This is a genomic window from Pirellulales bacterium (assembly GCA_035533075.1).
In the GTDB taxonomy this organism is placed as follows: Bacteria; Planctomycetota; Planctomycetia; order Pirellulales; family JAICIG01; genus DASSFG01.
The window spans coordinates 17531-42402 of the sequence record DATLUO010000035.1 but is presented as its reverse complement, the minus strand read 5'-3'; the positions used below and the strand labels follow the sequence as shown (position 1 = coordinate 42402).

The 24872-nt window shown below is 60.7% G+C and carries 19 protein-coding genes; 1 reads left to right on the top strand and 18 read right to left on the bottom strand.

Annotation, left to right across the window (positions count from 1 at the left end; translation table 11 throughout):
* Nucleotides 1-76: 76 nt before the first annotated feature.
* From VNH11_04030 to VNH11_04020, 3 genes are read right to left on the bottom strand one after another with little or no spacing between them, the layout of a single operon-like run.
* Nucleotides 77-2005 (bottom strand): class I SAM-dependent methyltransferase, encoded by a 1929-nt coding sequence (locus tag VNH11_04030; protein ID HVA45533.1) that lies wholly within the window; start codon nucleotides 2003-2005, stop codon nucleotides 77-79.
* 42 nt (nucleotides 2006-2047) lie between these two features.
* Nucleotides 2048-3448, bottom strand: a complete 1401-nt coding sequence (locus VNH11_04025; GenBank protein ID HVA45532.1) for an MBOAT family protein — start codon at nucleotides 3446-3448, stop codon at nucleotides 2048-2050.
* Nucleotides 3445-4719, bottom strand: a complete 1275-nt coding sequence (locus VNH11_04020; GenBank protein ID HVA45531.1) for an SGNH/GDSL hydrolase family protein — start codon at nucleotides 4717-4719, stop codon at nucleotides 3445-3447. Before VNH11_04020 ends, VNH11_04025 begins: the two co-directional genes overlap by 4 nt.
* Nucleotides 4720-5287: 568 nt before the next feature.
* On the opposite strand from VNH11_04020, the gene VNH11_04015 reads away from it, so the two are divergent.
* Nucleotides 5288-7960, top strand: a complete 2673-nt coding sequence (locus tag VNH11_04015) for a G8 domain-containing protein (GenBank protein ID HVA45530.1) — start codon at nucleotides 5288-5290, stop codon at nucleotides 7958-7960.
* Nucleotides 7961-7986: 26 nt separating this feature from the next.
* Here the strand turns inward: VNH11_04015 and VNH11_04010 are convergent, their stop codons facing one another.
* The 15 genes from VNH11_04010 to VNH11_03940 all read right to left on the bottom strand — a co-directional run bounded on the left by VNH11_04010 (nucleotide 7987) and on the right by VNH11_03940 (nucleotide 24859).
* Nucleotides 7987-8643, bottom strand: a complete 657-nt coding sequence (locus VNH11_04010) for an acyltransferase (protein ID HVA45529.1) — start codon at nucleotides 8641-8643, stop codon at nucleotides 7987-7989.
* 44 nt (nucleotides 8644-8687) lie between these two features.
* Complete coding sequence (locus tag VNH11_04005; GenBank protein ID HVA45528.1) at nucleotides 8688-9734, bottom strand: glycosyltransferase; 1047 nt, start codon at nucleotides 9732-9734, stop codon at nucleotides 8688-8690.
* A 68-nt stretch (nucleotides 9735-9802) separates the two neighbouring features.
* A complete protein-coding gene (locus tag VNH11_04000) occupies nucleotides 9803-11242 on the bottom strand; it encodes a glycosyltransferase family 4 protein (protein ID HVA45527.1) in 1440 nt (479 codons plus the stop codon).
* A complete protein-coding gene (locus tag VNH11_03995) occupies nucleotides 11229-12458 on the bottom strand; it encodes a glycosyltransferase family 4 protein (protein ID HVA45526.1) in 1230 nt (409 codons plus the stop codon). The genes VNH11_04000 and VNH11_03995 overlap by 14 nt, the downstream gene beginning before the upstream one ends.
* Nucleotides 12455-13219: a sulfotransferase gene (locus VNH11_03990; GenBank protein ID HVA45525.1), complete on the bottom strand. Its 765-nt coding sequence runs from the start codon at nucleotides 13217-13219 to the stop codon at nucleotides 12455-12457. Before VNH11_03990 ends, VNH11_03995 begins: the two co-directional genes overlap by 4 nt.
* Nucleotides 13209-13961, bottom strand: coding sequence for a hypothetical protein (locus tag VNH11_03985; GenBank protein ID HVA45524.1), 753 nt, complete (start codon nucleotides 13959-13961; stop codon nucleotides 13209-13211). Before VNH11_03985 ends, VNH11_03990 begins: the two co-directional genes overlap by 11 nt.
* A gap of 39 nt (nucleotides 13962-14000) precedes the next feature.
* Nucleotides 14001-15047 carry an FkbM family methyltransferase gene (locus VNH11_03980; GenBank protein ID HVA45523.1) on the bottom strand — a complete coding sequence of 349 codons (1047 nt, stop codon included), beginning with the start codon at nucleotides 15045-15047 and terminating at the stop codon, nucleotides 14001-14003.
* Nucleotides 15048-15051: 4 nt separating this feature from the next.
* Nucleotides 15052-16335 (bottom strand): ABC transporter ATP-binding protein, encoded by a 1284-nt coding sequence (locus tag VNH11_03975; GenBank protein ID HVA45522.1) that lies wholly within the window; start codon nucleotides 16333-16335, stop codon nucleotides 15052-15054.
* Complete coding sequence (locus VNH11_03970) at nucleotides 16332-17648, bottom strand: O-antigen ligase family protein (protein HVA45521.1); 1317 nt, start codon at nucleotides 17646-17648, stop codon at nucleotides 16332-16334. The genes VNH11_03975 and VNH11_03970 overlap by 4 nt, the downstream gene beginning before the upstream one ends.
* On the bottom strand, nucleotides 17626-18348 hold the full coding sequence (locus tag VNH11_03965) for a class I SAM-dependent methyltransferase (GenBank protein ID HVA45520.1): 723 nt from the start codon (nucleotides 18346-18348) through the stop codon (nucleotides 17626-17628). Before VNH11_03965 ends, VNH11_03970 begins: the two co-directional genes overlap by 23 nt.
* Nucleotides 18349-18428: 80 nt before the next feature.
* Nucleotides 18429-19700 carry a glycosyltransferase family 2 protein gene (locus VNH11_03960; protein ID HVA45519.1) on the bottom strand — a complete coding sequence of 424 codons (1272 nt, stop codon included), beginning with the start codon at nucleotides 19698-19700 and terminating at the stop codon, nucleotides 18429-18431.
* The gene (locus VNH11_03955) at nucleotides 19701-21209 is read right to left on the bottom strand and encodes a glycosyltransferase family 39 protein (protein HVA45518.1); all 1509 of its coding nucleotides are present in this window, start codon (nucleotides 21207-21209) and stop codon (nucleotides 19701-19703) included.
* 894 nt (nucleotides 21210-22103) lie between these two features.
* On the bottom strand, nucleotides 22104-22610 hold the full coding sequence (locus VNH11_03950) for a hypothetical protein (protein HVA45517.1): 507 nt from the start codon (nucleotides 22608-22610) through the stop codon (nucleotides 22104-22106).
* Nucleotides 22607-22870, bottom strand: a complete 264-nt coding sequence (locus VNH11_03945; protein ID HVA45516.1) for a hypothetical protein — start codon at nucleotides 22868-22870, stop codon at nucleotides 22607-22609. Before VNH11_03945 ends, VNH11_03950 begins: the two co-directional genes overlap by 4 nt.
* Nucleotides 22871-23875: 1005 nt before the next feature.
* Nucleotides 23876-24859: an ABC transporter permease gene (locus tag VNH11_03940; protein ID HVA45515.1), complete on the bottom strand. Its 984-nt coding sequence runs from the start codon at nucleotides 24857-24859 to the stop codon at nucleotides 23876-23878.
* Nucleotides 24860-24872 lie beyond the last annotated feature (13 nt).

The window sequence follows — 24872 nt, the reverse complement described above, 5'->3', positions numbered from 1 at the left end:
TCCCCACTCCCCACTCCCCACTCCCCACTCCCCACTCCCCACTAACCACTACCCACTAACCACTACCCACTAACCACTACTCCTCAACCGGCCAATACCGCTCCAGCAGCGGCCGCGCCACCTCCAGGATCTCTTCTTGCTCGCGCCGGCTCAGCTCGTGCCTCCAGGCATCGATGCTCTCTTTGCCCGGCCGATAGACCGAAAAGTACGAGTGGCTGGCCGTCACCAGCGACGTCAGCCGGCTGGTCTGCCTGGTGGTGGTGTCGCGCAGGAACCGCCGCGTCTGCTTCGTCACCTCCCAGCCGAGCGCCTCGAACAGCGTTTCGGTCACACCCTTTGGATCGCGGAATAGATCGCGGTACACGACGAGCTGCGCGTTGGGATGGTCGTCGACAAGCCTCTGGTAAATCGAATTCTCGATCAGCCAATCGAGCGCCTCGAACTCCGCGTCGGACATCGCCTCGACTTCGCGGCGGCCATAGCCGAACTCTTCCGCCAGGGCGAGATGGTCGTCGAACCAGCGCTCGCGGTTGTGGTTTCGCATCAGCCCGAGCCGCTGGCCCCGCCGCACCGAGGCGATCACCTCGCAGGGATGCCGCAGGATGACGACCAGCGCGTCGGGCACGAGTGCCCGCACGAAGTTCGGTCCGTGTACCGACAGTCCGCCTTGCTTGACCACCAGATCGTATCGGACATGATCGGCCGGCGAAAACAGATATTGAAACGCGCGGTAGCCGCGGCCAACGCCGCGAACGGTCAGCCAGGCCGCCCACGGCGCCTGGGCCGGCCAGGCGGAATACTCCTTTTTGAAGAACGGCGGCCGCCGCACGGCGAAATAGGCCCGGCTCCAATGGTCGAGCACCACTTCGCGTTCGTCGTGCGAAATCCTGCCCGTTGTTTTGATTTGGGTTAAGAGTGGCTGCAGATCACCATCGGCATAGCGCATCAGCGGCTCGTGGCTATACACGCTCCGCGGCGACGAGTTCAGGATATTGCCTAGCCACGTCGTGCCCGACCGCGCCGTGCCCGCGAGCAAGACGAAACGCCTGTTTGGTGTTTCTTTGACATGCCGGTCCGAACGACGAGCCGTCGACGGTCGGTCGCCGACTTCGTGAGAAGTCTGGCTGCCATTTCGCCCTTCAGCGGGAATTCTCACGAATTCCGCTACATGACGCGGACTGCTCGACGGTCGGGGCTTGGTAAACTTTATCACAACACCGTCGGTAAACCAGCGCAACGCCGGCAGCATGCACAGCAGACGGTAGTCGAGAGGCTCCAGCTTGGCGGCCCACTTGGGCGAAAAGTATTGCACCTTGCCGCACAGGCAATAACGATACTCGAGCGCCACGTCGGGGAAGCGGGCCTGGATCGCTTTGAAATCACTCGGCGACAACTTGCGCTCGTGCTCGGTCGCATAGCCCTCTACTCCTCCGGGTGGAAACAGGGCGCGCAAAACCGCCGCCCGCCGAACCCGGTCGAGGCCCGGGTATTCTTTCCACTCGGCAAACACGCCTAGGCCGCGCGGCTTCAACAGCCTAAAAATCTTGTCCGCGGCGCTGGGAATGTCGATGTGATGAAGGACCATCGTCCCCACTACGGCGTCGTAACCCTCTTCTTGAAGCTCCATGTCTTCCATCGACACCGCACGAAAGTTGACGCCTTCTAGTCGATGGTGCTCCGCGCGGCGCCGGCAGATGGCGATCGCCTCCTCGCTGACGTCGCAGGCGTCAACGAGCGCGCCCTGCTTCGCCAAGTTGAGAGCGACGTTCCCCGTACCGCAGCCAACCTCCAAGATTCGCTTCCCTGCAAGGTTGTGGGCGAAATAGTCAAGCAGCGTGTCATAATGGGCCCAACTAAGGTTATGTGGCCGCCGCCGCCGATCGGTCGCCAGGTCGAACGAAATCTCGACCGCCTCCGACGTGCTCCGGTAATGCTCGTCATGGTATCGGCGTTCGGAATCAATGCGTTCGCGAAGTCGCGGATCCAGTTCCGTCTGTGAAAGCATTCCCATTTTATTCGCGCTCGGTTGTTGCGTCTCTGGCTGGAACTAGAACTGAAAGTAGATGAACGACGGCGTACCCAGACTGCTGCCGCAAAAAACAAGAATCAGCCCCGCATAGGCGACCGCCTGCACGAACGCCGGACGCCGCACCCACCAACCCGTGAACGCCGGCGACCAAACCTGCGGCGCGAGATGACACACTGCGGAGAGCATCAGCACGGTATAGAACAGCGGACTCAGCGCGCTGCCGCCCGAAAACGACGCCAACCCTTGCACGTAGTCGACCAACCCTGCCCAAGTGCCGATCCGGAACAAGAGCCAGCCCGCCACGATCAAGTGAAAGCAGACGAACCGGTTCGCCAGTCGGCCCGCCGGAGTCGCCGCGGCGGCCCGTTTCGGCATCGCGTGTGCCAGGCAGAGCAGCGCGCCGTGATAACCGCCCCAGAACAGAAAGTTGAGCGCCGCCCCGTGCCACAGGCCGCCCAACAGCATCGTGATCATCAAGTTGGCCCGCACGCGCGCCGCCGTACCACGGCTGCCGCCCAGCGGGATGTACAAGTAGTCGCGCAGCCACGTCGACAACGAGATGTGCCACCGGCCCCAGAAGTCGCGCACGTTCTCCGCCAAGTAGGGGCGATTGAAATTCTCCGGCAGCTCGAAGCCGAACATTTTCGAGACGCCGCGGGCGATGTCGGTGTAGCCCGAAAAGTCGTTGTAGATCTGGAACGCGTAGCCATAGAGCGCCATCAGCAGATCGAACGACGAAAACCGCAACGGGTCGGCAAAAACTGCGTCGACCGCAAGCCCCGCCAGCAGGTCGGCCAGAATCACCTTCTTGAACAAGCCCTGGAAGGCGAGAAACATACCGCTTTGGAAGCGATCGACGGAGACGGGCGGCGTGCGATGCAACTGCGGCAAAAAATCGGCCGCTCGCACGATCGGCCCGGCCACGAGGTGCGGAAAGAACGTCAGGTAGAGCGCGAACTTCATCAAATTGCGTTCGGGGGCGATCACCCGTTTATAAACGTCGACCGTGTAGGTGAGCGTCTCGAACGTGTAAAACGAAATGCCGATCGGCAGCAGAAACTTGTGCCGCAGCCAACTTATGTCGGTGCCGAACAACTCCGTGGCCCCGCCCGCCAGGTCGATGAAGAAATTGTAGTATTTGAAGACGGCCAGGATGCCCAGGTTCATGCACACGCTGACCGTCAACAGCCCCTTCCGCAGGCGCGGCCGCTGTTCGGCGTGCAGCCGCAGGCTGATCCAGTAATCGACCACCGTCGAGGCCGCGATCAGCCCGGCGTACTTCCAGTTCCACGACATGTAGAAGAAGTAGCTGGCGCACAGCAGCACCACGTCGCGCAGCCGGGCGCTGCGGAAGACCGCGGCGTAGGCCGCCAGCACCACCGTGAGAAACACCATGAACTCCGCCGAATTGAAGTTCATTCGTGCCCTCCCGCGCCGGAGGATGGCCTTCCCAGGCCGTCACGGGATTTTGGATTTTCGATTTTGGATTTTGGATTCTGGACGTGGCCCTCGAGCAACTGACCGCTCGCCACCGACCACCGACCACTGACCCCCGGCCCCTCTGCCTCCGGGTTTTCCTCTCGCGGAGCGAGAGGGCTACCATACGGGCCAGGGTGAGGGATTCTCGAATCGGCTGACAGCTCCAATATCTTCTCGCTCAACAGTTCCGCGACTCGCCGATGCCCTTCTGGCGTGAAGTGAACAAAGTCTCGAAAGTATCGCGCCTGCCCCGTCATCGCCCGTTCGCAATCGACCAGCGGCACGCCTTCTTCCTCGGCAATCTGGCGAAGGGCGGCGTTGAACCGCGCGATCGCGCGCGTCCAGCCCGCCGGCGAAAGATAGCGGTTGTAGCGCAACATGAACTGCCGCACCGGCCACGGCAAGCGCCCGGCGTCGTCTTGACTGTGGCTGGTGCCGAACGTGCAGAGCACGGGCGACGCCCCCACGTCCCGCACCGCCTTCACGAAGTCGCGCACGCGCCGGTCGAAATCCTGCTCGGCGGCCTGGCCGATATCTTCCGCGTGTACCCGTTGGCTGGCGATCCATGGCGTGATATTTGCTTTCAGCGTGGAATACGTTGTCGTCTCGGCGGCCGCTCTTTCCAGCGCGCTTTCGTGCCTCGGTTCAACCGGGCCCGTGTCGGCGTGCGCTTTTCGCGTCGGCCGGTTGGCACCGAGATGCTCCCGTGACAAAGCCACGATTTCCATCGACATCTGATAGAGCAGCACGACGTTGGGCCGCCACTCGCGAGCGAGCTTCGACAAGTCGGCCTTGTTGGTGGCGATAACGTTGCCCGCCCGGCTGGCGTTGAGCACTTGCCAGTGGCCTCCCGCGGCGATTGTGTTCAACAACCGACCAGTCTGAGCGGGAAATGTCTCTTCGACGCCCAGGTAAATATCTTCGGCATGCGAGGCCGACGCCACCCATAGCCGCAGTGTATCCGCGCTGCGCTCTCGAGCGACGATTTGACTGCGGAAGGGGAAGTCTGCCGTCGGACCATACCGGACCGGTTTTTCCTGGGCGGGATTTTCCTGGGCCGGTTTTTCCCGCGCGGTGGCGGCCGAAGCGGCCGCCGTGCGGAACAGCGGCGCGTCCCAACCGCGCTGATGGGCGCGGTACTGCAGCGCCAACTCCGCGCAGGCCAGCAAGACCGCCACCCAGATGTAAACGCTCGTGATGCGAAGACTCATGAATGCTTGTGCTTGCGGTTCCCCAGCCTCAGCCCGGATTATCATGGCCCCGCACTAACCCGAAGCGCAAGCGAGGACGCGCAGGGCACTTACCTCGCTGGCGCTTCGGGTTGGTGTGCATTCGACCCCATCCAGCTTGCCTGGATGGTGAAGGAGATGGTGGGCTAGGCGAGAAAACGCGGCAAATCGCGACCCCATCCGCCTCGTGCGGATGGTGAAGGAGATTAGCGGCTATCGTGGTAGCTGAAGGAATCTTATTCACCATCCAGGCAAGCTGGATGGGGCCTTGACATGCGTTTTTTGGCCGGACTTTTTCTAGCTCACCATCTCGTTCACCATCCGCACAAGGCGGATGGGGTCCAAAAAGAGCAACCCATTAGACAACGCTTTAACTGACGGTTGCGAGCGAAAAACATCGCTGCACGGCATATCTTTTGCGAAGCGACTCGCCGCCGTCCCACGCTGCGGAATTATGTTAGAGTTTCGATGGCGGCGCTCGTCGCCTCTCGCAACAAACAGAAGCCAGCCTGGTCACATCGGGGCCAACAGGAAGTTTTGAGGTCTGCCCATGTTCCCCAAAAAACGGTTCCCCAAAAAACGGTTCCCCAAAAAAGAATTGCGTCTCGAGCAATTGGAACTGCGTTGCACGCCCACGGTGGTCTGCAATGCCAATCCGACGTACGCCGCCGAGTGTGCCTATCTCGGCAATTTGATTCCACAAAGCGCCATCTCCGACACCGCCGTGAAATCCGGCAACTGGAGCGACCCGGCGACTTGGGGCGGCCGAGTGCCCGGCAACGGCGACAACGTCTGGATTCCCAATGGCATCGCCGTCACCGTCGACGGCCAAGAGCCCGGCGCGCTGCGATCGGTCCTCGATAACGGACTGCTGCAATTCGCCACCAACGTCAACACCAGTCTCTTGGTCGACACCATCGTGGTTGGAACGGAAGACGCCAACGGTATTCCCCGCGGCGAGCTCGATATCGGCACGCTCGCCAACCCCATTCAACCCGGCGTGACGGCCAAGCTGACCTTTGCCGATACGGGAACGTTGACGCAAGCCTGGCCAAACGACCCGGAACAGTTGGCCCGCGGCCTGATCTCCATGAATACGGTCTCGATCGTCGGAGCCACCGTCACACCCTACGATACAGCGTACAACACGAACGTCGGCAGCACGTCCATCACGCTGGGCTCGGTTCCGACGGGGTGGAAAGCCGGCGATACGCTGCTCCTTCCGGGCACGTCGCCCACCGCCAACCAAGACGAGCAGATCAAGATTCAAGCCATCAACGGCGACACGGTCACGCTGGCCAGCCCCTTGCAGTTTACGCACTCCACTGTCCCTGGCCAGAACGTGTACGTAGCCGACGAGGCGCGGAACGTGATTTTCCAGAGCCAGAACACCACCGATTACGAACGCTTTGGTCATGTGATGTTCATGCACACCGACCAGGAGGTCGTTGAAAACGCCGACTTCTGTAACCTTGGCCGCACGAACAAATCATTGCCCTTGGGAGCGACCAATCCCGACGGCACCAAAAACGTGGTCGGTCGTTATGCCGTACACTTCCATCGAGACTACTGGCCCACCATGTCCGAGAACGATCCACCGATTCTCGTCAGCGGCAACTTCGAAATGGGCAGCCCCGGCTGGGGCTACGACAACCACTCGTCGAACGTAGACATGGAAGACAATGTAGCGTTTGACAACAACGGCGCCGGCTTCGTGACCGAGGCCGGCAACGAGATTGGCACGTTCAACGCCAATTTAGCCGTGCGAACGACAGGCGTGGCCAATGGGACTGACTACTTCGTAAACACATCTCGGAACAACATCAACGACTTTGGCTTCACGGGCAGTGGCTTCTGGATGCAATCGCCAAGCGTCTCACTGATCAATAACATCGCCTTGGACGATACGACTGGTTTTCAGTTTCTCAACCAGGGCCTCGACTATGCCGGAAGTTTAGGGCAAATTACCGCCTGGAACGGCCAAAACACGGAAAGCGTTCCCTTGGCAGGTTTTTCAGGCAACATCGCCGCTGAATCGACTGACGGCGTTGAATTGTTTCTGCATTTGCCAATCACGATGCCGCTTGCACCTGGAACCCAGTCGGTCATCAACGACTTCACAGCCTGGGACGTCACGGTAGGAGTCAACGTTGGCCAGTGGGCCGGGAGTATAGCCATCCGAAACTCATCGTTGGCTGCTGTACCAGGATTCATCTCCAAGTCAGTCGGCGTAAACATCAGCAGCTATGCCGGGAGCGTTAATGCATTCAACGATCAGGTCGTTGGGTTTGCATTAGGCGCTAATTCACCGGCCGCCGGGATCGACAATACCGTTAGCGGCGGCTACTGGGATGATCTCACGGGATTTGAGATCACCCAACAGTCGTCAACCACGTCATCCAACCGGAGTCTGTCTTATTCCGGTGTAGCTTTTGGTCCTGACGCTCGGTTGCAATACCAATGGGATTCGCAACGCACCTATGAGAGCACCGACCCGAACACGGATTTTGTGCCGCAGCAGGTCTACATCAACGGGGTAGAAGCGTACTTTGCTAACCAAGGCGGGAACGATGTGCCGTTTCCCACGTCCGATGCCAATATTCCCGACGCCCTGATCGGTTTGACGAACACCCAGTTGATGCGACAGTACGGGCTGGCGATGGAGGGTGAGATCGGCAGCTCACAGTCGCAAGCGGCGCCGTTCTGGTACGGATTAAACCCCTACAAAAGCCAAGTCAAGGTCTCGTCGCCAACCTACACGGTGTCGTACTACACGCCGGAAGGAGTGGTTACGGAGGCAACGCCGATCACGCTCCAGCCTGGTTGGAACCTGCTGACGCGAATCGTCGATGGCATGCCTCATTCCTGGCTCGTCGGATACGACGCGCCGGTCGGTCCGCCCGCTCCGCAAAACAGCGTCGGCAGTTCCCAGGTCGTTGGCGGCGTAACGTCGGCTTTCACGCTTACCCAGTCGACTTCGGGCTCGACGCTTGAGGTCACAGGCACGTCGTCACAGGGCGCCACGCAAGCATGCATCACGATTATCGACGCCGGGGTGACCTGGTACGTGGGCGTTGCTGGGAACGGGCTGTATATCGAAAAAAACGGCGCGGTGTTGAAGACTCTAGCCATCAACACCAGTGCGACGTACTCCTTCAGCCTTACGCTTGATACGAGTGCCGACACACTCGGTGTCGTCATCAATGGTGTTCAGTATCTGTAGCGGACCCGGTTCACTTGAGAGGTCGCTCAAGCTACTTCCTCTGCAACGCGTGAAGTCGTCGGCTGGGCCGCCCGGTTGGCCTCGGGGTCGCCGAGTTCGCCCCGCGCGCGGCTCGATATCGGCCTGGCCGGCACGCCAGCGACGATGGCGTAATCGGCCACCGGCTTCGTCACCACGGCGCCGGCGGCCACGACGCAATGTTCCCCGACGTCGGCCATCACTAGGGCCCGGTCGCCAATCCACGTGTCTTGGCCGATTGTCACTCGCGGAAAGCTGCCCCGTTGCTCGCGAACCGGAATACCGAGCCGGTCGATGCCATGCTGCCCACCGCCGTTGATGATCGAGACGTGCGAGCCTAACAGCACGTCGTCTTCCAAGGTTACGTCGCCCAACACGCAAAAGGCGCCGACATAAACATTGCAGCCGATGCGCGCAGTCGGATGTGAGATGACCGTGCCAAAGGTGACGCAGGCCCCGTCGCCGCACTGCGGCAGCGTCAGTTTGTAAAATGCCCTTCGCAAATAGACGCCGCTTAGTCCAGGCAACAAACTCATCGCCTGCGACCAACCGGCAAATGCCTGTTGTTTGCCGATGGCCAAAGCGCCGACTTGGTAAGCCAGCCAGGCCGGCAAGACCAGCGCGGTGGCGATCAGGTCGGCCAGACGTTTGAGAGACAATTTCAAAAGAGGGTTCAGGGTTCGGGGTTCAGGGTTCAGCGACGATGGAATCACGTCTGTAGGGATCGGACTCCGTGCCGTTCTGCGATCCCCTCTCCCTCCGGGAGAGGGCTAGGGTGAGGGCGGGTGGAAACTGTCGCGGCTTGGAATTGGGGACTTGGGGTTGCCTTCATCCAGTGCCACGCTCTTCGCATCCGCGACACCGCCGCATACGGCAGGCAGCTCGCTCCGAAGCGACCCACGCGCCGGCGCGACGGTTCAATCCGCATCGCGGTGCGGAAGTGCCGCCGTGCTTCCGAAGCGTCTCCCGCCTCGAAATGAGCTGTCGCCAGCGAATCGTGCAGGTCCGCCAACCGCCGACGGCCAGCACTCGACACTCGCCACTCGTTTTCGCGCCGCTCTCGCAAGAGGAGGGCCAGCTCGTCGCCGAGCATCGCCCGCCGGTCGCGGTGCCCCTGCTTGCCGTGCAGCCGAAAAACGGTCAGCCGGTCGGGCAGATACGCGAAGCGGTAACGCCTCGCCATCCTCAGCCAAAGGTCGTAGTCTTGCACCGTGTTGCCACGAATCTGTAAGTCCAGTCCGCCCACGCCGTCGAGGGCCGATCGCCGGACGATGGCGCTCGAGTTCACCAATGGATTGCCCAACAGCAGCGATTCATGGCAGTCGCCAACCATGTCTTCGGGGCGGGCAGTCGGATCTTGCGGACCTACTTCGCGCTGGAGCGCCTCGTCGTAGCAGGCAACCGCCGTATGGACCAGGCCGATCCGATCGTCGGTCTGAAACAGCTCCACCTGCCGCGCCACTTTCTCCGGCTGCCACCAGTCGTCCTGATCGAGAAAGGCGATCAGCTCGCCTCGCGCCTGCTCGATGCCCGCGTTCCGCGCCGCCGACACGCCAGCGTTCGGCTGGCGAATAACGCGAATCCGTGATCCAAAACCTGCCAAGATGTCGGCCGAGGCGTCGGTCGAGCCATCGTCGACCGCGATCAATTCGATCGGTTGGTAGGTCTGTGCCAGCACGCTCTCGACGGCCTGGGCCAGAAACGCCTGGCCGTTGAACACGGGCATGACCACGCTGACAAGTTTCTTGGTATTCATTCCACAGGCCACGGATGGAACACCGATCAAACACGGATTTGTCGTTATCCGTGTTTCATCCGTGAAAATCAGTGGCTACTATCCCTCGTCGAAGCGGAGATACGTTCTGACGAGACGGGCTGGGAAGCCCATCCTCCCGCGCCATCCGCTTGCGGAGCAAGCGGGCTACGAAGGCTTTCCGCTTGCGGAGCAAGCGGGCTACGAAGGCTTTCCTCGCGCGGAGCGAGAGGGCTACGGCGCTCACGCCGGCCTCGCCGCGACGCTTCAATTACCTCGATAAACACCTGCTCCAGCTTCCGCGTGTTTTTCACCGGGCAAAACTCCTCGTACGCCCGCCGCCTGCCCGCGTCGCCCATCCGCCGCCGCACGCCGTCATCCGCGAACATCCGTTCGATCGCGCGCGCCATCGCGTTCTCGTCGTCCTGCGGCACGAGTAAGCCCGTCTCCCCATCGACAATGATCTCCCCAGGGCCTTGGCACTGGCAGGCGATGGCCGGCTTGCCCTGGCTGGCCGCCTCAACCAACACCAGTCCGAACGATTCCTGCCGCGACGAGAGCACCAAGATGTCAATCGCTCGCATCACCGGCGCCACATCGGATTGAAAGCCGACAATCCGGCAAATATCACCCAGGCACAACCGGCCGATCGCTGCCCGCATCGCGCCTTCCAACGGTCCTTCTCCGGCAAACAGGCACTTAAGCCGCGGCACTTCCCGCACTTTCGCCAACGCGCGGAGCAGCAGCAGCGGGTTCTTGCGGTCGATGAACTGCCCCACAAAACCAATCACGCGATCATCAGCCTCCAGGCCAAAAATCCCTCTCCCCTCGGGAGAGGCTAGGTGAGGGCAGTCGGATTTTGGATTTTGGATTTTGGATTTTGGATTCGCGGCAGCATTCTCGTCCGATTTGCAATTTGCAATTTGCAATTTGCAATTTGCAATCTCGTCCGTCAGCCGAAGGCTATTGTAAACCACCACCGATTTATCGGCGGGCGTCGAAGTTTCGAACACGCGGCGCGCCGAGTGCGATTCAAACACGATCCGGTCCGATAGTCGGTAAATCAATCGCTTCATCACCGGCAGCGGCAAAAGCTGTTGCATGCGGTTGCCCTCGGCCAGCACCTCGTGGACGTGCCAGACGTGCGGCACGCCGGCCAACCTGGCCGCCACCGCCGCTTCGAAGATCGCACTCGTATTGGTGTAGACCACGTCAGCCCGGACTTCGCGAATCAATCGCCGCAACCGGAGCACGTTGGCCCAAGATCGCCCTAACAAATTCTTCCAGTACCATGCGTCTTTGTCGAAGTACAGCCAATGGCAAAGCGGCGTCGCACGCACGTCGTAACCGTATTCGCGTGCCGCGTGGCTCATCGGCCCCTCGAACGGAAAAACCACCGTGGCGTCGAAGTTGTTCCGGTCGAGATTGCGCAACGTCGTATCAAGACAGTATTCGGCCCCGCCCCGCAAAGGCGAATGGGCCACGATCAGCAACTTGTCAGGCCGTCGCATTCGCCAAGCGCTCCGCGGCGCGTCGGACCCGCGGAAATCGCAACACCGGCGACAACACCTCGCGCAACCGCTCCTCGAATTTTTCTTGCGAAAAGTCGGCGGCGCGTCCGATCGACGCCGCGCTCAGGCGAGACCGCAACTCGGCGTCGTCGATCAGCCGTCGCGTTTTTGCGACGAGCTCGGAGGCGTCCTGCCATAGGAATCCGTGGCGACCATCGCACACGCTTTCGGGCAAACCGCCGCCGTCGAACAGCAGGGGCACGCAGCCGGTGGCCATGGCCTCGGTCGCCACCATGCCGAAATGCTCCAGGCGACCGGGTTCGTGCTTGCGGTCCACGCCGTAACCCATCGCGTGCCAGAACATGGCCGCGCGCTCGAGCCTCAGCCGCAATTCGTCGGCGGACAGGTCGGCTTGGATGTCGACGGGATAGTTCTCGGCCGAGCGGCGCAGCGAGTCGACAAACGTTCGCGCCGCATCGTTTCTTGCCACGGAGCCGACAAGTTCCAGGCGCCAGCCGGCGACGCCCGCGTCGCAGAGCCGTTTGAACGCCTCGACGAGCAGGTCCTGCCGCTTGTGCCGGCCGCCGTCAAACCGCGCGACGGAAAGAATCAGCGGCTCTTTCTCTTTTGGCGATAAGCCCCGCCGCAGCGGCGGGTAGAGTACGTCGGCCTTGACGGACCAGAGTTGCCCCAACCAGCGCCGCGAGTATTCCGAACAGGTCATCACCTGCTGGTAGCCCGCAAACCGCCGACGCCATTCAACGCCGTGAAAGGCCCGCGCGACGAACCTGTGCGCCAGGGACCTTCGGCGCCAGGCCTTCGTCGCTCGCCCATGAAACTGGTCGCAGCTTGTTTCCGGGAAGAAGGTGATCAAGACGCCCCGCGGGGCGTGGCAGAAGAACGGCACGGTATTGCCACAGTTGATGAACAGGTCGTAGGGCTGGCTGACCTCGGCGCACCACTCGGCCTCCTCGCGCAGCCGCATCCACGGATTTCGACTCTGCGGTGTTGTCCGCTCCGCTGGTTCGATATAGCGGAAGGCGATCGCCGCCAGATCGACGTCCATCGCCTGGCCCGTCGCCAACGGATCGAACTCGTCGCAGTGATGCACGATCTCCACGTCGTGGCTGCGCGCGAGCACTTCGGCCACGGCGGCCAGATAGCGCTGGCCGCCGCCCACCTCGCCCCAGTAGCTCTGGTAAATTCCGACTTTCACCGACCGTACCCTAATTCGCGCTGCAGCCTGCCGCCTTTGAGGCGGAACACCAGCCGTTCCATCGGTCCCAGATCCCGGTGCTTGTTCACGGGCTTGTCTTGCAGCGGCTTTTGCGTGGCTCCCCAGGAGTTGTTCTCGGCGCGATCGAAGGCCAGCATTTGCTCGGCGAACGGCTCGTCAAGAAATTCGCAGACCTTCCGCAAGGTCGGCTCGGCGCGCTTGGTAAGGTCTTCGTACCGCACTTCAACGTATCGCGCGACGCCCAACTCCGCGCCGCACTCGCGCCCCGCTGCAATGCTGCTCGTCCAGCGGCTCGTGCTCCAGTGGATCTGCCGCGGCGCCCAGGGCATGTTCTGCAGCGACCGCACGACTTCGTAGCCGTCGCGAATCATGTGAATAAACTGACACTCGGGAAACGCCTCGGTAATGAGCCGCATGTTGTAGACGTGTGCAGGTGTCTTCTCAGCCCAGCGCGGCTTGCCTGCCTTGGCGGCAAACAATCCCATCATGTCTTCCGCCGAGCGACGAACCCAGTCGATCACGTCGGCCCGCGATAAAGGAAAGTGTGGGCCTTCCACACGCATCACCTTCAGCAGGTCGCCATTGAGCATCTCGTCGAAATGCACGAACAATCCCGTCTCCCAAGCCGGGCAAAAGATCTCAGGGTGCGCGTCGAGAATCGACCGCATGAGCGTGGTGCCAGACCGCGGAGCCCCCACGATGAAGATCGGCCGCGCGGAAAGTTGCCGGTCAACGGGCATAGACCGCTCCCGCCGCTTCGCCAACCACAGGACCCAATCTCAGCAGGTCGCCGCGCTCCAAAACCGCCAACGCGGAGGCGGATCTTCCGTGGTTGACTCCTGGCGCGTCGTAAGGGCGGCGTGCATCGCTCGTGATGATTTCCTCACGCCACTGCCCATCTGCCGTACGAACGAGGAATCGCAATTGTGCGTCGCGGGTAACAGAGCTGGCGTTTTCAAAAAAGAGCCCGTCGAGAGCCGGGTTGTAACCCACGGGCACGGTCAAAAGGAAGCAGGGCGACTCGTCGAGAATCTTTCGTAGCGCCCGCACGGCCTGCCCAGGCGACTTCTCACCGCCGTATTCAGCCAAGCCGACGTGCTCGAGCGTCGAAATGGAGAGGACGGTTTTCCCCGTGAAATCGACGTCGAACAGCGAGAGTCGCAAGGTGACAAGTTTGTGCGGGTCAAACGGGTCGACCACATTCTTAACGCGGCTGGGCCAATAGTAGGGCGTTACCGCGCCAACTTCCACCAGCTCATTTGTGTCGTGTAACTCGTTCAACCATGCGTCGGCTAATCCCAACTCGGCGCAGCGTTCCGTGGCATACGGTGGCCAGCCACAGTTATAACAATGGTAGAAGTACGAAAAGTTCCGTCCACCGAGCTCAAACGCGCTTGGACAGCGCCACCACTGGCGCTGCCACGCCGGAACGATCTCGGCGCCAAATCGCCGCAACGGACGATTTAATGTGCGCACGAACAAGTCTTTGACGCTAGCCATATCAGTATCTACTCACAGCGATTAACCGAGCGGAGGCATGCTTGCTCGCGTGAAGAGCACTTCACCGGCTTCCGTCGGAGCGCGCTCCAGCCGTTGCGGCAGCTTAGCCCTTTGTGGCCGGAGGTAAGCTTCGACGGAGTAGTCGTTCTCGATGGCGTACGCGGAGAAACCAAGATCTGTCAGCGAATTACACAGGTTGCTTGCTGACTCACCAAGCTCTCTGAGCATCTGTGGGTTTACCTCGGAAACGATCGCCACCTCGCGGTTGACATCAAATAGCCGGGACAGCCCACGCAACGCGTGCAACTCGGCGCCTTCAATGTCGAGTTTGATCAAGCGGACGCGTGACGCATCCTCAGCCGGGATGAGCCCGTCAAGCCGCGCGAGTTTGACATGCTCTTCAACGGCACCGTATTGCGATTCCAGTGGCCGTAGCGACGACGCACCACCGTTGTGCGTGGCGAGACTAAAGGTAGCTTCTCCGCAACAGTCCCAGGCGGCGCAGGGAAGGACTGTGACGTTGTCTGTCCCGTTAAGCTCGAGGTTATGAAGTAAACGGCGCCGGATTGAGTCACTCGGTTCCACGGCGTATACACGACCCTGCCGGCCGACGCAAGCCGACGCCAGCAGCGTGAAATATCCGACATTCGCGCCGACGTCGAGGACCACATCTCCCGGCTTGATTATTTCCTGAAACAGGGATGTAATTCGCGGTTCCCAGGCGCCGAAGAAGAGAATCCGGCTTTCGATGAACTCGCAAGGCCGCGAGGACATTCGTGCGCCGAATTGCGTCCGGCAGACAAGATCGTCTTGGCGCCACGACAAGTGAGGAACACAGAGGCGGTCCCACAACAGTCGCTTGCCAAGACGACAGTACCTATTCTGTAGATACGAACTAGCTAGTCGCGTCGCCAAGCGTGCCGCGCGCTGTTTAAACGCCGGCCCGGCTGTGGCCGAACCGGTGGCCTTGAGCGATGAGCATCCGCCTGCGGGCGGCTTATTTCCAGTTAACGCATTGGTGCCCTGCAGATCGATCGCGTCGTTTCTCGCGAGAAAGGTTTCGGCCATATTCCTATATCTCCAACAGATCAGTTTGTGCAGGCCGCCGTTTTATTTCGGTGGTGGAATGCGTCCACCGTTGGCGGAGCGAAATCAAATGTTGATCGGCCGGCCCGTTCACCATGAGTGGGTATCTCTGGAAATGCCGGTCAAGCGCATCGCCGCTTTGCAGGTCATAGAGACGCACGCCGATGAGATAGCTACCGCCCGAAACCGGCAGGCCCTCAAGGTCGAGCCGCAGAGAATGGCGGCCGGGGAGGCGAGGGATCTCAACGCCGCAGTCGAACGTGGTCCAGTCGGCAAGCAGGTCGCCGTTGCCCTGGTGAAAGTTGATTCCAAGGCCAAGTCGATCGATTTGCCGGTCGAGTTGGTAAGCGACGGTGAGCGACAACGGCTCGTTCGCCGCGACGCTTGTCGTCGCCCGCCCGTCGGCGTCGGTGATCGTCAGACCAAGCAGCCGCCCGCCAGACTGGCAGGCGCTCGCGAAGTTGACGGTCGCCGGCGCCGCTTGCAGGGTGTCGACGTATTGTTGCCAGGCCGCTTCCGGATTGCCCGAGTAGACCAGCCGCCCTTGGTGCAGTACGACGCAGCGCTGGCAGACCTGGACGATCTGGCTCCGCTGGTGCGAGACGAAGAGCACGGCCACGTTCGACGAAATCAGCTCCTTCATGCGGCGGATGCACTTGGCGCGAAAGCCCGCGTCGCCCACGGCCAGCACTTCGTCCAAGAGCAGAATATCCGGTTCCAGGTGTGCCGCGACCGCGAAGGCCAGCCGCACGAGCATGCCGCTGGAATAGCGCTTGACCGGGGTATCCAGATAGCCGCCGATCTCGGCGAAATCGACGATGGCGTCGAACTGACGCGCCAAGTCGCGCTTCGACATCCCGAGGACCGCGCCGCTCAAGTAGATGTTCTCGCGTCCCGTAAGCTCGGCGTGGAAGCCCGTGCCGACCTCAAGCAGGCTGGCCAAGCGGCCGCGCAAGGCGACGCGGCCCGCCGTCGGCTCCGTGACCCGGCTGATGATCTTCAAGAGCGTGCTTTTGCCCGCCCCGTTGCGGCCGATCACCCCCACCACCTCGCCCGGCCGGACCTCGAGTGAGACGTCGTCGAGCGCCCGCACGGTCTGCGCGTTTTGGGTGCGCGCCGGCGGCCCGTTTCCGACGAGCCGCCGGAAACCGTGCCAGGGAGCCAGCGCGGCGCCGGTGAGCGACTCGCGCAGCGTGCGGTACTGGCCCCGGTCCCCTCCCGAGATCCGGTAGCTCTTCGACAGTCCTTCGACTTGGATGGCGGGTTTCATGCAGGCCTCGTTGCAGGAGCCCAGCTTGTCGTTCGTTGCCACCTTACCGGCAAAGCGGCCGACTGAAGGGAGTAGAGTTTCAATGTTCCCATACCAACCAGGGCGACGTAGAAGGGGGTTTCCACACCCTGAGAGCTCACGAACTGCGTGGAGACGCAAAACCCGACCAGCGACGCGATCACCATTTGCGCCAGATTGACCAGCCACGGGTCGGCCACCGACAATTTGCCCCGAGCCAGTGGCCAGAGCCGCCATATCGAGCCGAGATAGAAAAGAACGAAGGCCAACAAACCCGGCACGCCCAGCTCGGCCCCGGTCTGGAACCAGAAACTGTGTGCCTCCATTTCTGGCAATCCATATTCCATGGCCGTGTGCGGCCATTGAAACGGACCAACACCCCAAGGGTTCTTGAGCATCGACTTGGTGCAGGCGTCCCAGTGCAAAAGGCGCAGGCTGGCAGACCGGTCCCGCTCACGCTCGTCGACAAATGCGGTGCCGAAGCGTTCCAGCACCTGCGCTCCGGCGAGACGCAGGCCGATGGCAACGGCAATCGCGAACGCGAGATAATGGACGGGCCGCTTGGGAATCAGCCAGAAGCTGACCAGGCCGGTTACTATTAGGCCCAGCAGTCCCCCGCGGGAAAAGGAGAGCATCACGGCATGAGCAATGAAGAGCGCCGAGGCGAAGGCCACCCCTTTTTGCCAAAGTTTCTCGGCGTGCAAACCCAGAAAGAAGCAGAGCCCAACGCACGCGTTCATGGTGATCGCGCACCCATTGTTGTCAAGGCTGCCGAAACCAAGCTCCTGCATGCGGTTGAAGCCGCCAAAATAGCTCAGGTTCAGTTCCAACGCAACATAGCCCTGGCTGAGTGCGATTACCCAGGCCAATTGTTTGACTTGGTTCACTGACCGAATCGTGGTCATAGCGACGATGATCGGCAGCAGGATCTTCAAATGTCCGTCGACGAAGCCCCACGCCTTTGAAGTATCGTAGGATGTGGGAACCAGAAGCGCGGCCCAAAGGACGGCGAAAGACACCGCAGCAACCAGCAGTCCAGCACGACCGAAGTTCCAGTTCCAGGCGCCCCGCATGCACCAGCCCAGAAGCAGCGCAATGGCCACAATCCGGCTGAAGTTCCCCTCCGGGACCACCCAATACCACAGTGCGTTCGGCTTGATAATGGCGAAGCACACGTAGACCAACAGCCCATACCATGGCTTGAAGAGCGCCACAACGGAGCCGCCGTAGCACATGACATAGGTGAAGATGAGTCCCTTCATGCGGTAAGCATCACGCCAGCGCGAGCGGCTCATGCATCGCGCTGCGCGCGCAAACTGGGCGACGGGCGAGCACGCAGTATTGGCCGCCCAGTGGAATTGTGGACAGCAACGGCTCCGCCGAGCGAAGAAAGTTCAATAGGGCAGGGAAATAAAAGTGAAACGTGGCTTTGTCGACGCAAAAGCCCGCGTCCCGCACCAGTGCGGAGGCTTCGCGGTAAGACAGCGTGATCGCATCGCGGTCGAATGGAATTCGTCTCATCACCAACCGCGTACCGGGATTCCAGGGGTTGTTTTCCCACAGGGCGAACACGCCGCCCGGCCGCACACTCGCCAGCAGCCGATCAACGACCGGCGGACGATCGGCCTTGGGAATGTGATGGAACACCCCGTTGCAATAGATCAAGTCGGCATCCGCTACGGGCCAGTCGCCGTCATCGCATGTGAAGCTGACGCGTTTGCTGCCGTAAGCCAAGCACGCACGTTCGATCGTTTCACGCGAGTTGTCGATTCCGAGAACGCTGGCGTTTGGGAAGGCCGAAAGCAGCAGAGGCGCGGTATGCCCTAGTCCGCATCCGAAGTCGATGATCTGGCGGACCCCAGCGGGATCCGAGCATAGCGTGCGCGTGATCGCGACGCGCCGCCGCGCGTAATAGTCGCGGTCCTCGCCGGTAAGGCTCAGGCCGCGCTGGCACGCGCAGTCGTAAGTTTCAACGTATGCGTCGAACTCGTTCACGGTGTTTTTGTCGCGATGCGTTGCGTGGGTTTTGCTGCCGATTGACGTGAGGCTGGAAAGCCTGACCTACGTCCCTGACTTTATTTGGAGCGGGCGACGAGCTGGCTTTTCCAGAGCGCGATAATGTCGAGCTGGACGGCGGTGATCACCCCGGTGATCGCCAACTGGTAGAGGAACAGGCAGGCCACCACCCGGGACCAGTGCGTGGTGACATGCGCGGTGGTCACATACTCCCACACCCCAGGTGCGACGAGAACGGTGCCGCTGACAAGGGCCACAGCGGAAAGTCCGTAAAGGCAGCGTCTTGAAATTATCTTATCGGACAGATGGCTCCAAAACGTTTTCGCGCTTGATTTCCACAGCAGAGAGACCAGGCGGTCGGCGACGCTACCCGCGGTTTGTAGCACAAATGAACAGGTAAACAGAAACGACGCCAACAGGACGCGGTAAATCATCCATTCTTCGAGGCGCTGGTTTCGCAGGTAGAACTCTATGGGGTAAAGAATCCAAGCCAGGCCGATGACCAGGCAAACAATCGCTCCTAGCGAGAAAAACCGTCCGGGGCGGTAGAGCAACAGCGCCTCCAGGATCGAACGAAAGAACCGCACGCCGTCGCGCAGCACACTGAGTTTGCTGCGGCCGACCCGTTCCGCATAGTCCATGGGGATTTCCACGACGTCCAGCCCGGTCATCAGGGCGCGAGCGCTCATGGCGGGGGTAAAGTGCAGCCCATCGGGTAGTGGATAGAGCTGTCGCAGTGCCGTTCGCCGAATGACGCGCATTCCGCTCGCCGTGTCGTCTACCGCACGGCCGCTCAGCAGGCCAAGCATGAAAGCGTAGATTCGATTCCCGATTCGACGAATGCGGGGCATCTGGCTGCGCTCGCCCATGCGCGAGCCGAGCACCACGGCGGCCGACTCCTCTTGCAACACGCGGCACATTTCGGCAAAGTAAGTGGGGTCGCAGGTGCCGTCGGCATCGAGAAACGCCACGAGCTCGCCGGTGCCTTGCTCAAACCCGGCTTTGATGGCCGCGCCGTATCCCTTGTTCTGCGGAAAAATGATCAACGAGACCGGCGGTTCGCTGTCTGCCAGCTCTTGGGCAATCTCAACCGTGCGGTCGGTAGACCCATCGCTGACGACGATTACCTCAACATGGCGAACGTGTCCCTCGTCCATGATTTGGGGGACGGCGTTCAGGCATCGCCGCACGGTATTGCCAATACTCTCCTCTTCGTTGAGAGCCGGAATAACAACGGTGAGCCCGGGGAGGCGCGTTGAGCTGGCGTGCGCCTGCTCGTGGCCAACCGATGCCGGCTGTTGATCGAGTTCGTGTGCGAGAGCTGTCGCCATTTAGTTTTCTCCTCTTGGCGGCGCCATGCTGCATGACGTAATCACTTGGCGACGCCGGGCGGTCGAGTCTAGGTTGCTGTTATCGCGCGGTCGTGGAAGCGCCTTCGCCAGGGCCAATCCGGCAAAGGCGTAGATGTAAGGCATGTGCGGGATGCGGCTGCGATAGTATGCCTCCACACCTACCACGGCGACCGTGAGATAGAAGTACGCGAGTATTCCTACGAGCGCGAAGCCGGTCCATCGGTTAGACGGGTCGCGCAACGCGATAAATAGGCCCAACGCGGCAAGCGGTACTGCGGGAATCAGGTAGAGCATCTGCCAAATGAAGGCCACCGCGAGCGGCGCTGGGTTCTCGCGAAGGCGATCAAACGAAGCGAGCTCACCCCGCAGGAGCGACGCAATCCGCGGAGCGTGCCACTCCGATCCACTGGCAGCCGCGAGAAAAGCCAGGTTATGTGATACGGTCGCCTTCATCGCCCCTAGAAGCGACGAAATAACCAAAGATCGAGGGTATTTAGCTAAGATATCGCGTTTCACAGCCCGCAGCGCGGAATCCATTTCCGCCACGGACTGGGGGCTTATCCAGTGATTATTCGTCATTCGGGGTGACGGTAACGCGTATTCCATTTCAATTTGCTCCTGCGCTTGCTCCAGCGTCAGGCCACGTTCTACCTGATAGGCGCCCGCGCCAGCAAAGTAGACGATCATGATGGCGTCCGCATTGGTCAGATGCGGCACTGAGAATGTTATGGCATTTCGCGCCACCCAAGCTCCAACGGGCATACCGGTCGCGAAAACCAGCACGGCTGACTGTAATACTGCCCGCATGGCTGCTCGGGTATAGAGACCTCGTAAGACGAGCAAACAAACGACGACCACCGGGAGGTAAAAGCCTGCGGGGCGAGTGAGCGTGGCGGCGGCCAGCAGCGCCCCGCCCGATGCGACGCGGCCGAGGTATCGAGGACTGTTGCGAGCGGCTGTGATGACCGGAATCAGGCATACGATCGCGGCGAGTGTAAGAAACAGGTAGAGAGGTTCCGACATCGCTTCGAAGTTCGATATCGCAAGCAACAGGTCCCCCGCGAAAAGAATGCTTGCCCAGCGAGCGGCGCGATCGCCAAATTGAGGCCGGGCAAGCTTGACGACGAGCAGACATGAAATTGTGCCAAGCAGCGCTTGAACCAGGTAAATCGCCAGCGGGCCACCGAGAATATTCAGGGCGCCAGCGAAGACTGGATAGGCGGGAGTCCGCAAAATATCTGGAACGAAGGGCGGGCTACTGCAGCGGGAGAAGTGCCCGGTTGTCAGGAGGTTCTCACCGAGAAGCACGTAGTGCCTGGCGTCTGGGTTTGGATTGAGCCGGTAGTCTGCAAGGTACTCAGGCCGCTCGACAGCAACGTACATCAGCACCAGTGCATTTACCGTCAAGCAGACGATCATCGCCGGCCGCGCGACCGCGAAGTCCGACATTCGTGCCGAGCGATCTTGTTGTAATTCGTTGCCGGTCATCTGTGCGAGTTCGCTTCACATATCTCGCCGAGCTACCGGCGCCGTAAACCACAAGGAGAGTTTTCGTTCAGTTGCGCGTGGCGTGGTCGGTCTTTTTCTGTCCGGCAGTTCTTCTGGTGCGCCAGGGAAGCTTGGTTGATCTTGTTAGCTGAAAGGAGCTGACCATGTGAAATTGCTCGTTCGACATGTAGCCGATCCAGCAGTCGAGTAGGGCAACCTCTCGGCTGGAGCCTGGAAAGGCGAAGACGTCAGCCGTAACGAAAGTGAACCGGTTTCGGCTTCGTTAATTCGACAAGGGAAGGGCCAGCCGCCCAGAAACGGTGAAGCCCGGTGTCGGCCGCCAAGTAACAAGCGCGTGCGGCGGCCGATGTTCCCCGGAGTGAGAGCGGACGGCGGGCGTCGAAAGATCAATCAGGAACCTGGGAGACCCGGCGAGAAGGTTCACGACTCGTGGAGCCTCGCAACCAACGACCGACGGGAACAAATAACCGCCGGCCGGTCTCGCCGGGAGTCGGATGGGTTCGTAGTAGCGATGAAGCCGGGTAATTCCGGTGGAGCGAAGGGACCCTACCAAGAATCTGTTTCTGCAAGAAGTAAGGAGAACCGCTTGGGGTCAAACCCCGCTACGGAACAACGTCTCTGCACCGAGGTGGAAACTAGGCCGCAAGGCTGAATTTCTTGGGAAAGCCGGATGCGGGAAATCCGCCCGTCCGGTTTGACGAGGGGCGGGGAGGCCAACCTCCCCGCCTACTCTACTCAATTATCCGTGTTTTTTCGGTGGTCGATCCGTGGCTGAATTAAAGTCCAAAGTCCGAAGTCCAAAGTCCCGGCGAGGGTTCAGGGTTCAGGGTTCAGGGTTCAGGGTTCAGTAAGCAAACGCCGTAGGAGCGGATTTCAGGCATCCGTTTCGTAGGGCTCCGGCAGGCCGATGCGACTGTAGGTGTCGGCGAAATGCTTGGCGAGGTGCTCGCGGTAAAGCGGCTGAATGCGAGCGCGACGTTTGCCATTGCGAACCAGGGCTTGCAGCAGGTCGAGCCGAACCGTGTGAAGCTGGCGCAAGTCGACGATCGCCTCCGGCAGGCCCAACGCTACGTCCTTCGGCAGGTAATACATGCCGAAAACCCGGCCTGCGCGAATTGGCCCTCTGACTTCGGCCTCCTTCACGATCCGCTGATCGACCATTTCTTGGGCAACAAGCACACGCGCCGCGCAGACCCGCGTCGTCTTTCGATTCGCAAGGTCACAAGTTTGGGTGAGCACGACGATCCGAGCGGCGGCGTATCCGATCTGCGCCGGCTTGATGCTGTCAGGGTCAAAAGCCACAACCTCAAGCAGCGGGCAGCCGTCAACGATGTCGCCCTGGTCGACCGCCGAATCTATGGCCGGACATTGGTAGATCAATCGCCGGCCCACTCGCTTGGGACGTCTGGGGGATCAACTGTCAATTCGATACCGGCCTTAACCTCACAGCGGCCTACCGCGTTCAGGCCGGGCAACTCAAACCAGGGGTCGAGCATGACGTCCGACTCGTCAAAGGGCTTGGCAAGCAGGGGTTGCTCTTTACGCACGCGGACCTCGACCCAATGGCCCTTGACATGGCAGCAATACGTGCCCGGCGTCAACTCGACATGTTCCAACGCTTCGATCAAGGGCGTGCTCATAAACCTATTTTAACGCCGGCTCCGCTGCCCGACAAACCCGCGAAAGGGTTCAGGGTTCAGGGTTCAGGGTTCGGGGTTCAGGGTTCAGGGTTCAGGGTTCAGGGTTCGGGGTTCAGGGTTCAGGGTTCAGGGTTCAGGGTTCAGGGAACTTGGAAGTCGCCAGCCCCTAACCCCTAACCCCTAACCACTAACCACTAACCACTAACCACTAACCAATCCACTAACCACTAACCACTAACCACGGTCTCATTGCCCTAACCACTAGCCACAAAACACTTTACGAATTGGCACGCTCGCAACCCGTTCAGGTGGTGTTTTTCACGAACCACCCGAGCCACTCGGGTGTTAGGCTGCGGATTGAAAGTAGCAGGCACACTCCGCTGTGCCGTCCGCCGGTCTTTGTAACTGAGGTCAGACGCAAAATATGCCGTGTTTTGCGGCTGGTGCAAATTTGCGGCAGCCGTGGAACATGCCAAGCCAGTTCGGTGCGAGAATGCAAGCGTTCAAGTTCGGCAACCTCTAACCAACGAAGGAGAGAAAGATGACGTAAAGCTTCGCCGAACCCGTTCCCATTTCACACTAACCCGAAGCGCAAGCGAGGTTTTGTCGCCTTTTTCACGTTCCTCGCTGGCGCTTCGGGTTGGTGTACGGCACCTGCGTACCGGGTTCGGCGAAGCTTTACAAGATGACTGACAGAAACTCAAACGGGGTCCGGGGTCCGGGACTTGGGACTTGCACCCCCCTGTCCAGGTTATTGCGGCAAGCGTTTTCAGGCAAATCGAGCAAGCAACGCAACAAGCAACAAACAAACGACTTACGAATAAAAAGATGGAAGAGCGGGCGTTGTTTTCCGCAACTGCAACCCTTCACGCGAACGCGGCGGACGGCACAGCGGAGTGTGCCTGCTACTTTCAAGACCTGTCGGCCTGGGAAGGCCAACCCCTAATCACTAACCCCTAACCACCAACCACTAACCACTAACCACTAACCACCAACCACTAACCACTAAATAATGTCCGCGAAACTGCGCTCGACGCGGCGGAAATACAAACAGCCGCCGATCAACAGCAACACCGAAACCGAAAGCGAAACCGCCAAGGCCCACAGGTCGAGCGGGCCGCCCAGCGTCGCCTGGCGAAAATTGAGGATCAAACCAAACGCCGGGTTGAACGGCATCAGGCTGTGCCACTTGGGACTGATCACCGAGTCGGCCTGCATGTAGATGGTCGGCGTGGCGAACATCCAAAGCTGAACCATGAACGGAACCACATAACGAAAGTCGCGATAGGCCACCGTCAAGGCCGACAACATCACCCCCACGCCCAACGCCGCCACCGTCAGCCCGATCACCAGCAAAGGAGCCAACAACAGCCCCCAGCCGGGCATCACCCCGTAATACAGCATCATGGCCAGCAGCATGCCGCAGGCCACCGCCAGGTCGACCAGCGCGGCCGCCACCGCACCCATCGGAATGAACAGCCGCGGAAAGTAGACCTTGGTCACCAGGTTCTGGCTGCCCACCACGCTGGAGCCAGCCTGCGAAATGGCCGTGGCGAAAAAGGTCCACGGCAACAGCCCGGCGAAGGCGAACAGCGGATACGGCAGGTCGCCGCTCGACATGTTGCCCAAGCGGCCCAGGAACAGGCTGAACACGACCATCGTGGCGAAGGGCTGCAACACGGCCCAGGCGGCGCCGAGCACGGTCTGCTTGTAGCGGACCTTGACGTCGCGCCAAGTAAGGAAATAGAGCAGCTCGCGATAACGCCACAGCTCGGCCAGATCGACGAACTTCCAGCCCGGCTTGCGCTCGATGATCGTGACGGGCAGCTCGTCGTCGGAGTCATTATGGATTATGGATTTTGGATTTTCGATTTGGTCGTGGCGAGCGGCAGGCGTGAGCGTGCCGGTGGCGCCACCGCCGTCGGCGTCAGGCGGGAAAGCCTGGCCTACGGTTTCGTCGGTCGGTTCGAGTGTGATGTCGTGAGCCACGAAGAGAGAGTTC

Bases quoted from the DNA above. Each gene is read 5' to 3' on its own strand.
- VNH11_03945 (HVA45516.1), bottom strand. From the start codon at position 22,870: ATGAGCACGCCCTTGATCGAAGCGTTGGAACATGTCGAGTTGACGCCG.
- VNH11_03975 (HVA45522.1), bottom strand. From the start codon at position 16,335: ATGAAACCCGCCATCCAAGTCGAAGGACTGTCGAAGAGCTACCGGATC.
- VNH11_04030 (HVA45533.1), bottom strand. From the start codon at position 2,005: ATGCTTTCACAGACGGAACTGGATCCGCGACTTCGCGAACGCATTGAT.
- VNH11_04020 (HVA45531.1), bottom strand. From the start codon at position 4,719: ATGAGTCTTCGCATCACGAGCGTTTACATCTGGGTGGCGGTCTTGCTG.
- VNH11_04025 (HVA45532.1), bottom strand. From the start codon at position 3,448: ATGAACTTCAATTCGGCGGAGTTCATGGTGTTTCTCACGGTGGTGCTG.
- VNH11_03990 (HVA45525.1), bottom strand. From the start codon at position 13,219: ATGCCCGTTGACCGGCAACTTTCCGCGCGGCCGATCTTCATCGTGGGG.
- VNH11_04015 (HVA45530.1), top strand. From the start codon at position 5,288: ATGTTCCCCAAAAAACGGTTCCCCAAAAAACGGTTCCCCAAAAAAGAA.
- VNH11_03970 (HVA45521.1), bottom strand. From the start codon at position 17,648: ATGAGCCGCTCGCGCTGGCGTGATGCTTACCGCATGAAGGGACTCATC.
- VNH11_04005 (HVA45528.1), bottom strand. From the start codon at position 9,734: ATGAATACCAAGAAACTTGTCAGCGTGGTCATGCCCGTGTTCAACGGC.
- VNH11_04000 (HVA45527.1), bottom strand. From the start codon at position 11,242: ATGCGACGGCCTGACAAGTTGCTGATCGTGGCCCATTCGCCTTTGCGG.
- VNH11_03960 (HVA45519.1), bottom strand. From the start codon at position 19,700: ATGGCGACAGCTCTCGCACACGAACTCGATCAACAGCCGGCATCGGTT.
- VNH11_03980 (HVA45523.1), bottom strand. From the start codon at position 15,047: ATGGCCGAAACCTTTCTCGCGAGAAACGACGCGATCGATCTGCAGGGC.
- VNH11_03955 (HVA45518.1), bottom strand. From the start codon at position 21,209: ATGACCGGCAACGAATTACAACAAGATCGCTCGGCACGAATGTCGGAC.